Source organism: Bradyrhizobium sp. 153, from assembly GCF_023073835.1.
GTDB lineage: Bacteria > Pseudomonadota > Alphaproteobacteria > Rhizobiales > Xanthobacteraceae > Bradyrhizobium.
In genome coordinates this window covers 145065-157744 of the sequence record NZ_JADPKH010000146.1, presented here as the reverse complement: position 1 = coordinate 157744, position 12680 = coordinate 145065, and the positions used below count along the sequence as shown (strand labels likewise).

The following is a 12680-nucleotide window of genomic DNA, read 5'->3' as shown; positions in this document are numbered from 1 at the left end:
ACAGGATCATGTCTTCTACTTCAGTCTCCACCGGCCCGCAGGACGAGGCCAAGCGGATCGTGTTCGACGATCCGCACGGCGCCGCCGCCAACATGCAGGAGGCGGAGGTCACGCGCGTGCGCACGTTGCGCGGCGCCTGGCGCTGGACGTTGGTGGTCGCGACGGCGGCAACCATCCTGCTCTGCATCAACCAGCAATTCTCGCTGCGCTTCTTCGTCGGCTACACCCAGCTCAACACCGAATACTTCTATCTTCTGATAGCGTTGATGCTGCCGTTCACCTTCTTGATCTTCCCTGGGACTGAACGCGCGCCGCTCGACCGGATTCCCTGGTACGATCTCGTCTTGTTCGTCGCGACCTTCGCGGCGGCGCTGATGCTAATGTCGAACGTACGCAAGGCGGCTGAGGCCGGCTGGGAGTTCGGCGGCGCGCCTAACGGCGTGATCGCGGCGGGCCTCGTGATGTGGGTGATGCTGATGGAGGCGCTGCGCCGCACCGGCGGCTGGAGCCTGCTGCTGAGCGTCCTGCCCTTCACCGTCTATCCGCTGTTCGCCGAGGCCGGCTGGCTCGGCCCGTTCCGCGGCACACAATCGACGCTCGAGCAAGCAACCGCCTACCACGTGCTCTCCGGCGAGAGCCTGCTCGGCATTCCCATTCAGGCTTTCGCCGACACCGTGATCGGCTTCCTGGTGTTCGGCACGGCGCTGATGATGACGGGGGCCGGAAAGTTCTTCATCAATCTCGCCTTCGCACTGTGCGGCACCTTCCGCGGCGGGGCGGCGAAAGTCTGCATCTTTGCCAGCGGCCTCCTCGGCATGATGTCGGGCTCCATCATCTCCAACGTGCTCACCGCCGGCACCATGACCATTCCTGTCATGAAGAAGAGCGGTTTTCGCGCGTCCTATGCCGGTGCGATCGAGGCCTGCGCCTCGACCGGCGCGGTGCTGGCGCCGCCGGTAATGGGCGCGACCGCCTTCGTGATCGCGCAGTTCCTTAATGTCAGCTACGCCGATGTCGCGATCGCCGCGATCATTCCGGCGACGCTCTACTACATCGGCCTGTTCATGCAGGTCGACGCCTACGCCGCGCGCCACGGGCTGAAGGGGATTCCGCGCGCCGAGCTGCCCCGCATCATGGATACGATCAGGGAGGGCTGGTATTACGTCTTCGTCATCGCACTTTTGATCGTGATGCTGCTCTACTTCAAGCGCGAGAGCCACGCGCCGTTTTACGCCACCGCGCTACTGCTGGTGCTCAACCAATTCTTCTCCAAGGACACGCGCTGGACGTTTGCGACCATCGGCAAGTTCCTCGAGATCAACGGCCGCACCTTCGTCGAGCTGGTCGGCATCCTCGCCGGCTGCGGCCTGCTGATCGGCGCGTTCTCGATGACCGGTGTGGTGTCGAGCCTTGCCAACGACCTCCTGCACATTGCCGGCGACAATGCTTTCCTGCTGCTCGGCATGTGCGCGCTCACCAGCCTGATCCTCGGCCTCGGCCTGACGACGACGGCCTGCTACATCTTCCTCGCCATCCTGGTCGCGCCCGCGCTGGAGAAGCTCGGGCTCAATCGCATGGCCGTGCACATGTTCATCTTCTATTGGGGCATGCTGTCGTCGATCACGCCGCCGGTCGCCATCGCCTCGTTCGCGGCCGCAGGCATCGCCGGCTCGCCGGCGATGAAGACCGGGTGGGAATCGATGTGGGTCGGCAGCATCATTTACTTCATCCCCTTCTTCTTCGTGCTCAATCCGGCGCTGGTGCTGCAAGGGCCAAGCCCATACCTCGCCGGCCTCGGCCTGATGGGGCTTGCCGCGTTCGGCACGCTGTTCATCTGCGGCGGCATCCAGGGCTACCAGCCCTTCGTCGGCGACCTTCGCGGCGCCGGCGCGCTGGAATGGCCGATCCGTGTCCTGCTGGTGATCGGCGGCTTCGTGGTCGCGACGCCCGGCGGCGGGATCATGCCGCTGTCGCAGATGCAGGTGACGCTGCTTGGCCTTGCGATCCTCGTGCCCACGACTTTGCTCGCGCTTCTCCTGGTTCGCCGGCATACCATCGTGCCGGACGGGTTGCGCGCGCCCTGATTGCGTTGCACAAGTGAGGCGATGAAGCCGCACTCGCCCGCCGCCTCCGCCTGGACCCGCTCGAAACCGCCCTTGCTGCGGTTTCTGAACAATTGCCTCAACGAATTCTCTGCCGACACCTCAGGCAGCGTTGCCGACTACATCCCCGAGCTGGGCAAGGCCGACCCTGCCCATTTCGGCATCAGCCTCGCGACGCTGGACGGGCATGTCTACGAAGTCGGCGACAGCCGGGTGCCCTTCACCATCCAGTCGATGTCAAAACCGTTCGTGTTCGCGCTGGCGCTGGACCTTTTGGGAGCAGGCAAGGTCGAAAGCGCGATCGGCGTCGAACCTTCCGGCGATCCCTTCAACTCGATCCGGCTCAATTCGGAGAACCATCCGTTCAACCCGATGGTCAATGCCGGCGCAATCGCCTGCACGGGGCTGATCTACGACAGCAAGGGCGCGGGCGCTTTCGAGCAGATCCGCCTTGCGCTCAGCCGTTTCGCCGGACGCGATCTCGCTCTCGATGAGGCCGTCTATGCTTCGGAAAGCCAGACCGGCGACCGCAACCGGGCCATCGGCTACCTCCTCAAGACCAACGCCGTGATCTCCGACAACGTCGCGGCCGTGCTCGACGTCTATTTCCGGCAATGCGCCGTTCTGGTCACGGCGCGCGACATCGCGGTGATGGCGGCCACGCTCGCCAATCGCGGCATCAATCCGGTCACCGGCGAGCAGGTGCTGACGCCCTACGCAATCTCGCGTACGCTCTCCGTGATGACCTCCTCGGGCATGTACGATTATGCCGGCGAATGGATCTACCGGATCGGCATTCCCGCCAAAAGCGGTGTCGGCGGCGGCATCCTCGCCGCACTCCCTGCCCGGCTCGGCCTCGGCAGCTATTCGCCCAAGCTCGACAAGCACGGCAACAGCGTGCGCGGCATCAAGGTTTGCGAGGCGCTGTCCTCGCATTACGATCTGCACATGCTCAACCGCAGCGACGACGCACGCAACGCCGTCATCGCTGATTACGACATCGGCAGGAGCCCGTCGCGACGCGTGCGCCGGCCCCAGGAGCGCGAGATTCTTTCCGCGCATGAGCAGGAGGTGCGGGTCATCGAGCTGGTCGGAACACTGTCGCTGTCGGCCGTCGACTACGTCTCGCGCCGGCTTGCAGGCCGTCCGCGGCCGCAATTCGTGATCTTCGATCTGCATCGCGTCCCCTCCACTACGCGCGCCGGAGCGCGGCTAATCGCCGAAACGTTCGAAGAGCTCGCCGCACTCAACGTCACGGTGGTGCTGTCGGGCGTCAGGCGCGCCTCCAAGGAATGGGACAGCTTGCGGGAATGGACGGCGGAGCTGAAGAACGTCCGCGACTTCTACCTGCTCGACACCGCGATCGAATGGGCCGAAGACCAGATCGTCTACCGCTATGGCGGCTCGATCGACTTCCACGAGACCACCGAGCTTACCGAGCAGCCGCTGCTCGCGGGGCTGAGCGAGGACGAGCTGAGCGATCTCGCCGCAATCTGCACCGTCAGGACTTATCCGTCCGGCGCCAAAATCGTCACGACCGGCGATCCCGCCGATGCCGTGTTCTTCCTCCGCAGCGGCGCGGTCCACGTCACGCTGCCCGATGGCGTCAGGCTGGCAACGCTCACCGCAGGCATGGCCTTTGGTGAGATGGCGCTGCTGGAAGCAACGCGGTCCGCCGACGTATTCGCCGACATGGCGGCGACCGCGTTCGAGGTGGCCTTGAAGGATTTCGAGCGCTTCCGCGAGCAGCACCCGCACGCCAGCGAGCGCATCATGCGCAATCTGGCGCAGCTATTGGCCGACCGCCTGATCGTGGCGAACGCGAAGGTGGATATTTTGACGTCGACGTAGCGCTGGGCGCGGTTCTTCACCTCTCCGCGACGGGGAGAGGTGATCCGAACCGGCTCAGCGGCTCGCGGCCTCGCTTAGGCGCCGGTTGATCCTGGCTGCGCTCGCCTTGAGCACGTCGGATGGCTGCTGGCCTGTGGCCGCACACAGGCAAGCCCAGTAGTAGACGACATCGCCGAGTTCATCGACGAGACCCGCCTGATCCAGCCAGCCGTCGCGGAGCAGCTTCTTGATGTGATCGGCGACCTCGCCGGCTTCGCCGGCAAGGCCGAGGCCGAGATAGGACAGCCGCTCGTTGGACGGATGCTCTTCGACTTTCCCAATGCGCGCGGCCCAAGCCGCATATTCATCGATCGTCATCGGCATCCCTCGCCGCTCCTAAGGATCAGCCCACCACTTCCGTGACCGGCTGAAGATCGATCTCGAAGGTTTCCAAAAACTTTGATGTCATGATGTAGAAGCCGACCGAGAGCTGGAGCTCGATCAGCGCGGCCGGTGTCAGCTTCGACGCGATCGCCTTGAAGGTCGCGTCCGTCGGTTTGTTCGATTTCACGATCTCGTCGGTGAACGCGAGCGCGGCGCGCTGCACCTCGTTGAAGCAACTCGCGGCCTGCCAATTCTCAAGCGCCTCGTTCTGCTCGTCGGTGACCCCGACATTCTTGCCGATGCGCTTGTGCGCTACGATCTCGTAGGGCGCCTCGCACAGAATGCCGGTGCGTGTGATTGCAAGCTCGCGCACCACCGGATCGAGCTCACCTTTGTGGCGGATGGCGCCTCCCAAGCGGCAATACTGCTCGAAATAGCTCGGTGAGTGCGCCATCATGCGGAAAATGTTGGCGTTGCGATTCTTGTCGAGGATTTCGCGGGTGCGGTCGGAGGCCTTGGACGGGTCGCTGTAATTGATGCGGGCCATGATTTTCCTGAAGTCTTCTCGGAGATTTTGATGCTTTTTGTCGTTGCCGGCGAGAGCTCCCCGAAACTCTATTCTTGCGCTGACGCAGGAGCAACATCATCGAGTCAAATTGCCGCCGCATTGCTGATCAACCTTGACACAGTCGATATTCGCCGCGTGGGGACAGATCGCGGCGGATACTCGTAACTGGGGTGTTCCGAGTAAAACAATTGGCCGTCGGGTGCGCAAGCCGCGCAACGATGAGTCACGCCCAAGTCTAGGGAGAAAAAGGCATGAAGGAAGCCACCAAGGGGGCGGCCTCGGGAGCGCTCGCGCATATGCTGGCCGTGACGGCCATGCTCGTCATCGCCAGCATCTTGTTCTACGGGCGTTAGAGCATGATCCGGAAAATTGTAGCGGTTTTCCCTCGCGACAAGCGCGGAACGCGTTTTCGCGGAGATCATGCTCAAACAATAACCTAAGGCGCGATGACGATTTATCCTAATCTCATCGCGCTTTAGTTGGAGGTTTAGAGTTTTCGTCATTCCGGGGTGGCGCCTCGCACAGCGCCAGGCCCAGAATCCCGTTCCAGGCCCGGTCCTTTGGACCGCCCCCGAATGACGAATCCCGCTTCTCTCTCACGCCTCTTTGGTGAAGAACGGCACGAGCTTTCCGGCAAAGAGCCTGAAGCTCGCGGTGACAGAATCGCCGATGGCGAGCCCGGTCTCGCCGTGCGCCATCAGGCGAAAACCCTCATCGCAATCGACCAGCAGGATGTTGTAGGGCACGTGCGCGCGCGTCTCCGGCGTCGCAGCGCGGCAGACCAGCGAGATCGCGTAGACCCTGCCCTTGCCGCTGGCGCGCTCTTCGTGCGGATCGGACACGCCGCAAGCGGCGCAGAAGGCGCGGTGGAAATACTGCACATGGCGGCAGGCGGCGCAGGTTTGATAGGTGATAGCCTGTTCGCCCTTGGTCCAATCGCCCAGACGCTCGCTCATCGCACCCGCTCCAGGAACATGCTTACATGGGACGACAGCACGCCGCCGTCGCCGTGCAAGAGCGCGATTGAGGCATCGCGCACCTGCCGATTCGCCGCCCGTCCCGTCATCTGCAGATGCGTCTCGACCAGATGCGCCATGGCGCCCCCGACGCCGCAATGGCCATAGCTGAGCAGGCCGCCATGGGTGTTCAGCGGCATCGCGCCATCACGGTTGAAATGGCCTGATCGTACACGGGCCGCAGCCTCGCCGCGGCCGGCGAGGCCGAGGTCCTCCAGCAGCATCGCGAGCGTGATCGTAAAGCTGTCGTAGATGGCGGCGTAGCGCACGTCCGAGATCGCAAGGCCCGTCGCCTCCTTGGCGCGCGCGATCGATATTTCCGCGCCGAGTTCGCTGAGGCCGGGTGCGGCCGTGACATGCTGATGGGTGTGGGCCTGCGCGCAGCCACGGATGCGCACGCCCGCCTCCCCGGTCCGCTCGCCGCTAACGATGAATGCAGCGCCGCCGTCGGACACCGGACAGCAGTCGAGCAGCTTCAGCGGCATCGCCACCGGTTTCGAGGCCATAACGTCGGCGACCGTGATGGGATCATGGAATTGCGCGCCAGGATGGGTGCACGCATGCTTACGCATCAGCACCGCGAACTCGGCGAGATCCTCTTCGGTCACGCTGTATTCGTGCATATAGCGGGTGGCGACCAGCCCATAATAGGCGGGAATGGTCGGGCCAAGCGGCACCTCGTAATCGGGATGGCCGACCTGCGCCAGCGCCTGGATCGAGGCGTCGCGGCTCTGGCCCGTAAGGCGGTTCTCGCCGGCGACCACGAGCACGTGGCGCGCGAGGCCCGCCTCGACGAGGTGATGTGCGAGCATCGTCATCGCGAGACCCGTGGCGCCGCCAACCTGAACGGCGTGGGCGTAAGCGGGGCGGATGCCAAAATGCTCGGCGAAGACGGTCGCTAGCATGATGTGCGGCGAGACGGTGGAGTAGCCGCAGAGGATGCCGTCGATCTCGGCGCGCTTCAGCCCGGCATCGTCGAGCGCAGCTTGCGCAGCCTTGCTCATCAGGTCGAGCGAGGATGCACCTTCGTGCTTGCCGTAAGGCGTGAGGCCGACGCCGGTGATGAAGCTCATGGGTCTCACTTTTCCTCTTCGTTATTCCGGGGCGATCCGAAGGGCCGAACCCGGAAGCTCGAGGATCCGGGTTCTCGCTTCGCGAGCCCCGGAATGACGGATGAGAGAGCCGTGGTCATCGTCGTTTCCCTACTCCGGCGCCGATCCGGTGACGCCATCGCGGATCATGGCAGCGATCTCGTCGGCGGAATAACCGATCTCGCGCAAAATTTCCGCGCCATGCTCGTTGAGCCGCGGCGCGAGCCGAACCGGCACCGCCTCGGTCTCCGACCAGGTGGCCGTCACCTTCATGCTGCGGATCGGCCCCTCGGTCGGATGGTTCACGACCGGGAAGAAATTCGTCGCTTCCAGATGTGGATCGTGCAGGATCGATGCGAGGTCGTGCATCGGCATCACCGGCACGTCGGCCTTGGTCAGCAGGTCGATCCATTCGGCCGTGCTGCGCGTCTCAAAAATGCGCGCGAGCTCGGCATAGACGACGTCGATATTGGCAGCGCGGCCGGCGAAGGTTGCGAATTTAGGATCGGCGCGTAGATCGGCGCGCCCCGTCGCGTCAAAGAAGTTCTCCCACTGCTTGTCGTTGTAGACGATGACGCTGAGATAGCCGTCTGAAGTCTTGTAAGGCCTACGGTCGCGCGAGAGATGGCGGGCGTAGCCGCCCTTGTCGAGCGGCGGCTCATAGGTGAGCCCGCCCATGTGATCGCCCATGACGAACCCGGCCATGGTTTCAAACATCGGGATGTCAACGCGCTGGCCGCGGCCGGTGCGGTCGCGATGCACGAGGCTGGCGCAGATCGCGCCCACCGCGGTGAGGCCGACGATGCGATCGACCAGCGCGTTGGGCACGTAGCGCGGGACGCCGTCGCCGGTCTGCGCCATCAGCGCCGGCAGCCCGGTCGCTCCCTGAATCAGATCGTCATAGGCGGGTTTTGCGGCATAGGGCCCGTCCTGGCCGAAGCCGAAAACGCCGGCATAGACGAGACGTGGATTGATCTCGGAAACGACATCGTAGCCGAGCTGAAGCCGCGCCATCGCCTGCGGCCGGACATTGTAGACGAGAACGTCGGCGCCCCGAAGCAACCGCAGCACGGCATCGCGCCCCGCAGGCTTCTTCAGATCGAGGCAGATCGAGCGCTTGCTGCGGTTGGTGTTGAGGAACACCGGGCCCATGCCGGCGTGCCGCATCGGGCCGATCAGCCGGGTGACGTCCCCGTCGAGCGATTCCACCTTGACGACGTCGGCGCCGTAGTCGCCGAGCATCTGGGTTGCATAAGGCCCCATCAGCACGGTGGTCATGTCGATGACCTTGATGCCCTTCAGCGGCCCCATCGCTTGCTCCCCATTGCCCAGGGCTCAAACGCCCTGCGATGTCGGTTCAGCTAACGGCAGCGCCGTCGCTCGCGCAAGGGCAACCGGCGTATGGCGGCATGCATCCGCGGCGATATCGCCCGCTATTTTTTCTGGCGGGATTCGCGGATCTTGATGAGACGGTCGAGTTCGTCGTTCTGCTGATTGATGCGGTCGGCGATCCGCGACTCGTTCTGCTCACCCGAGGCGGCAGCGGCCTGCTCGATGAGCTGGCGGATATTGTCCTCGAGGATCGCGATGCGATGGTTCAGTGCGTCCATCGACAGCGAGTCTTCGTAGTCATTGCTCATGATGCATTTCCCGCAAAGTCAATCAGGAGCCGTAGGGTGGGCAAAGCGTAGCATGCCCACCATCATCTAGCGCAAGAAAGCAGGTGGGCGTAGGCGCCTTTGCCCACCTTCAGAACTGAGCTTACTTCAACGGCTCCAGCACGGAAACGTAATTGGCGACCGCCGCACCGCCCATGTTGAAGATCCCGCCGAGTTTTGGGTTCTTGAGCTGCATGCCCTCGGGCGCCTGTCCCGCGAGCTGCATCGCGGTCATTACATGCATGGAGACGCCGGTGGCCCCGATCGGATGGCCCTTGGCCTTCAGGCCGCCGGACGGATTGACCGGCAGCTTGCCGTCCTTCAGCGTCCAGCCCTCCTTGATCGCGCGAGCACCCTGCCCCTTCGGCGTCAGGCCCATCGCTTCGTACTCGATCAGCTCGGCGACCGTGAAACAGTCATGAGTCTCGACGAAGGAGAGATCGGAGAGCGTCACGCCCGCCTTTTCCAACGCGCGCTGCCAGGCGACGGTGCAGCCCTCGAACTGGAGGATGTCGCGCTTGCTCATCGGCAGGAAGTCCTGGGCGTGAGCGGTGGCGCGGAAGCCGATCGACTTGCTCATGGTCTTGGCGGTCTCGGCATCGGCCAGCACCAGCGCGGCGGCGCCGTCGGAGACCAGCGAGCAGTCGGTGCGCTTCAGGGGACCGGCGACATAGGGGTTCTTCTCGCTCTCGGCGCGGCAGAAGTCGAAGCCAAAATCCTTGCGCATCTGGGCGAAGGGGTTGGCGACGCCGTTCTTGTGGTTCTTGGCCGCGATCAGCGCCAGCGCATCCGACTGGTCGCCGTATGTCTGGAAATAGGAGCTGGCAATCTTGCCGAACACGCCGGCGAAGCCGCCGACCGTGTCGCCGTCCTCGGGCAGGTAAGACGCCTTGAGCAGGTTCTTGCCGATCTCGGGCCCCGGCGTGCGCGTCATCTGCTCGACGCCGACGACCAGCACGATCTTGGCGGCGCCTGCGGCAATCGCGCGCAAGGCCTGGTGCACGGCGGCCGAGCCGGTTGCGCAGGCGTTCTCGACGCGGGTCGCCGGCTTGAAGCGCAGCTTCGGGTCGGCCTGGAGCACCAGCGAGGCGGTGAAATCCTGCGGCGAGAAGCCGGCGTTGAAATGGCCGAGCACGATCTCGTCGACATCGCCAGCCGAAATGCCGGCATCCGCCAGCGCCTCGTTGGCGACGCGCGTGACGAGGCTTTCAACGGTTTCGGTATCGAACTTGCCGAACGGCGTATGCGCCCATCCGACGATGCTGGCGGTCATGGTCATTTCTCCCTGGGGCCTCTTCCTGAGCTAAGTCTTAGCCCAGGGATAGCAAGACTTCACGCGGCTTTCAGGGCCTTGAGGGTGCGCTGGCAGATGGCAGTTATGCCGGCCCAGTTCCCCGCCCGGATTTCGGCCGTCGGGCACAACCAGGAACCGCCAACAGCGACCACGTTGGGCTCGGCAAGCCAGGTCGCCGCATTGGCCTCACTGATGCCGCCGGTGGGGCAGAACCGCACGCTCGGGAACGGCCCGCCGAGGGCGCGAAGGCCCTTGATGCCGCCGGCCTGCTCGGCCGGGAAGAATTTGGCGACGTCGAAGCCATGGGCCAGCGCCATCATCAGCTCGGAGGCGGTCGCGATGCCCGGCGCGAACGGCAGGGCGCTGTCGGCAGCGGCCTTCAGGAGGTCGGGGGTCAAACCCGGGCTGATGCCGAACTTGACGCCGAGCTTCTCGACGCGGGTGAAGTCGGCCGGATTGAGAATTGTGCCAATGCCGACGAGCGCCTCGGGGACCTCAGACATCATCGCCCTCGCTGCCTCGATCGCAACAGGAGTGCGCAGGGTCACCTCCAGCGTGCGGACGCCGCCGGCAACCAGCGCACGCGCCAGCGGCACCGCATCCTGGATACGCTCGATGGTGAGGACGGGAATGACGGTCGCCGCCTTGAACAGCGCGACAAGGTGATTCTGTTGGGCACTCGTGGTCATCGTTGTGGTCGCTTCTTCACTTGGTCGCCTGGCGAGAGGCCGCCGGCCGGTGCCGCTTCTTCGGCGGCATGGCATAGCCCGGAATGATGGCGCCAGGATAGCAGATCACGAGGCTGGCGAGGCGATGCCCGGCCTGGGCGGCCTCGACCGGCTCCGAGCCGGCGAGCCGGGCGGCGATATAGGCCGCGGCAAAGCTGTCGCCGGCGGCCGTGGTGTCCACCACCGGCTTGGTCATGGGCTCGGCGCGGACCTCGTTGGTGCCGCCGGGAAAGCGCAGGAGGCTCACCGGCTCGGCGAGGCGGAATACCAGCTCCGGAGCAGGGATGCGGGCGATCAGCTGCTCGTGGCTTTCGCCAGGGTAGAGCGCGAGCAGGTCCTCGATCGAGGTCAGCACGATGTCGGCGGCCGCGAAGGCCGTGGCAAACACCTCGCGCGCGACATCGCGGCCCGGCCAGCCGCGCGCGCGAAAATTGGTGTCGAACACGAAGCGGGTGCCGAGCAGGCGCGCGCGCTTGATCGCCGCGAACAGGCGCTCGCGTCCGGGCGCGTCGTAGATCGAGAGCGTGATCGCGGAGAGATAGACGATGTCGTAGCTCATCAGCGAGTTGAGCAGCTCGTCGGTCTCCGGCAAATTCATCAGCTGCCGCGCCGCCGCGCTATCGCGCCAGTGGAAGAACTGGCGCTCGCCCTTTGCATCCAGCTGGATCATGTAGAGACCGGGCAGCTTGCCCGGCAACCGCACGACGCGCCGCGTACCGACGCCCTCGGTAGTCCAGGCTGCGACCATCTCATCGCTTAGGGCATCATCGCCGAGCGCGGTGAGATAGTCGACCTTCACCTCGAGCCGCGCCAAGTACACCGCCGTGTTCAGGGTGTCGCCGCCGAAGCCGCGCGAGTACAGGCCGCCGCCCTGCCCTTGCGCCGCGGACGATCCGGTCGAATGTCCGCCCTGGGCCTGCCGGAGCTCGACCATGCATTCGCCGATGCAAGCAACGCTCGCCATCATATGACCCGCTCAGTGCGCGATCAGGCGACGAAATTGCCGCCGAGCTCGTCTTCGATGTGAATGCGGATGATGTCGTCGAAATTCTTCTCGGCGGTGGTGAAGCCGAGCTCGCGCGCGCGCTTCGCATCGAAATTGCGCGGCCAGCCGCCGACGATGCCGACGATGAAGGGATCGGGCTCGCGCTTGATGCGCGCGGCGACCTTCTCGCCCGCAACGCGCTTCAAGGCCGCGATCTGCTCGCCGACTGTCGCGGACAGGCCCGGCATGGTCAGATTGCGGCGTGGGCCGACCGTGGCGAGATCCATGGTGCCGGCGTGGAGCAGGAAGCCGACCGCGGAGCGTGGCGTCGCGTGCCAGTGACGGACGTCCTCGGACACCGGGAGGATCGCTTCCTTGCCGGCGAGCGGCTCGCGCAGGATGTTGGAGAAGAAGCCCGATGCCGCCTTGTTCGGCAGGCCCGGGCGGATGCAGATGGTCGGCAGGCGGATGCCGATGCCGTCGAGGAAACCGCGGCGCGAATAGTCGGCGAGCAGGAGTTCGCCGATCGCCTTCTGGGTGCCGTAGCTGAGCAGCGGCGTGTGGAAGAATTCGTCGCCGATCGCATCGGGGAACGGCGCGCCGAACACCGCGATCGAGGACGTGAACACCACGCGCGGCTTGTAGCCACCGCCGACGAGGCGGATGGCATCGAGCAGCATCCGCGTGCCGTCGAGATTGATGCGGTAGCCCTTCTCGAAGTCGAGCTCGGCTTCGCCGGAGACGATCGCGGCAAGATGGAAGATCACATCGGGACGGCCGGCGATCAGCTTCTCGGCTGCGCCCGGCACGGCGAAATCGCCGGACACGGTCTCGACGGGGAAGCCGGCCCGCTCCGGCTTCTTCGGCTCGACCACGTCGTGCATGGTCAATTTCGTGATGTCGCTCTTGCCGAGCCGGCCGTCGCGCAGCAGCCGTTCACAGAGTTTGCGGCCGACCATACCGGCGGCGCCCAGAACCAGAATGTGCAAGAGCCTACTCCTTCTTATTGGCCGGAGCGCGCCGC

Annotated in this window: 12 protein-coding genes; 2 read left to right on the top strand and 10 right to left on the bottom strand. The window is 64.8% G+C overall.

The genetic code is table 11. The features are described from left to right. The first annotated feature begins 8 nt into the window (after nucleotides 1-8). Both IVA91_RS33100 and glsA read left to right on the top strand, forming a co-directional pair. On the top strand, nucleotides 9-2084 hold the full coding sequence (locus IVA91_RS33100) for a TRAP transporter permease (RefSeq protein ID WP_247276928.1): 2076 nt from the start codon (nucleotides 9-11) through the stop codon (nucleotides 2082-2084). A gap of 21 nt (nucleotides 2085-2105) precedes the next feature. Next, complete coding sequence (glsA, locus tag IVA91_RS33095) at nucleotides 2106-3953, top strand: glutaminase A (RefSeq protein WP_247276927.1); 1848 nt, start codon at nucleotides 2106-2108, stop codon at nucleotides 3951-3953. A gap of 54 nt (nucleotides 3954-4007) precedes the next feature. Here glsA and IVA91_RS33090 read toward each other — a convergent pair whose 3' ends face one another. The 10 genes from IVA91_RS33090 to denD all read right to left on the bottom strand — a co-directional run bounded on the left by IVA91_RS33090 (nucleotide 4008) and on the right by denD (nucleotide 12645). Continuing rightward, on the bottom strand, nucleotides 4008-4310 hold the full coding sequence (locus IVA91_RS33090; protein ID WP_247276979.1) for a nucleoside triphosphate pyrophosphohydrolase family protein: 303 nt from the start codon (nucleotides 4308-4310) through the stop codon (nucleotides 4008-4010). 25 nt (nucleotides 4311-4335) lie between these two features. Beyond that, a complete protein-coding gene (locus tag IVA91_RS33085) occupies nucleotides 4336-4863 on the bottom strand; it encodes a carboxymuconolactone decarboxylase family protein (RefSeq protein WP_247276926.1) in 528 nt (175 codons plus the stop codon). Between the two features lie 617 nt (nucleotides 4864-5480). Next, on the bottom strand, nucleotides 5481-5840 hold the full coding sequence (locus IVA91_RS33080) for an OB-fold domain-containing protein (protein WP_247276925.1): 360 nt from the start codon (nucleotides 5838-5840) through the stop codon (nucleotides 5481-5483). After that, entirely contained in the window at nucleotides 5837-6973 is a 1137-nt protein-coding gene (locus IVA91_RS33075; protein ID WP_247276924.1) for a thiolase family protein, read from the bottom strand. The genes IVA91_RS33080 and IVA91_RS33075 overlap by 4 nt, the downstream gene beginning before the upstream one ends. Before the next feature lie 129 nt (nucleotides 6974-7102). Beyond that, complete coding sequence (locus tag IVA91_RS33070; RefSeq protein ID WP_247276923.1) at nucleotides 7103-8302, bottom strand: CoA transferase; 1200 nt, start codon at nucleotides 8300-8302, stop codon at nucleotides 7103-7105. Between the two features lie 122 nt (nucleotides 8303-8424). Further along, nucleotides 8425-8631, bottom strand: a complete 207-nt coding sequence (locus IVA91_RS33065) for a hypothetical protein (RefSeq protein ID WP_247276922.1) — start codon at nucleotides 8629-8631, stop codon at nucleotides 8425-8427. Between the two features lie 121 nt (nucleotides 8632-8752). Next, entirely contained in the window at nucleotides 8753-9922 is a 1170-nt protein-coding gene (locus IVA91_RS33060) for an acetyl-CoA acetyltransferase (protein WP_247276921.1), read from the bottom strand. Between the two features lie 59 nt (nucleotides 9923-9981). Continuing rightward, entirely contained in the window at nucleotides 9982-10632 is a 651-nt protein-coding gene (gene eda, locus IVA91_RS33055; protein ID WP_247276920.1) for a bifunctional 4-hydroxy-2-oxoglutarate aldolase/2-dehydro-3-deoxy-phosphogluconate aldolase, read from the bottom strand. Nucleotides 10633-10648: 16 nt separating this feature from the next. Then, the gene (locus IVA91_RS33050; RefSeq protein WP_247276978.1) at nucleotides 10649-11635 is read right to left on the bottom strand and encodes a sugar kinase; all 987 of its coding nucleotides are present in this window, start codon (nucleotides 11633-11635) and stop codon (nucleotides 10649-10651) included. Between the two features lie 23 nt (nucleotides 11636-11658). Then, on the bottom strand, nucleotides 11659-12645 hold the full coding sequence (denD, locus tag IVA91_RS33045; RefSeq protein ID WP_247276919.1) for a D-erythronate dehydrogenase: 987 nt from the start codon (nucleotides 12643-12645) through the stop codon (nucleotides 11659-11661). Nucleotides 12646-12680 lie beyond the last annotated feature (35 nt).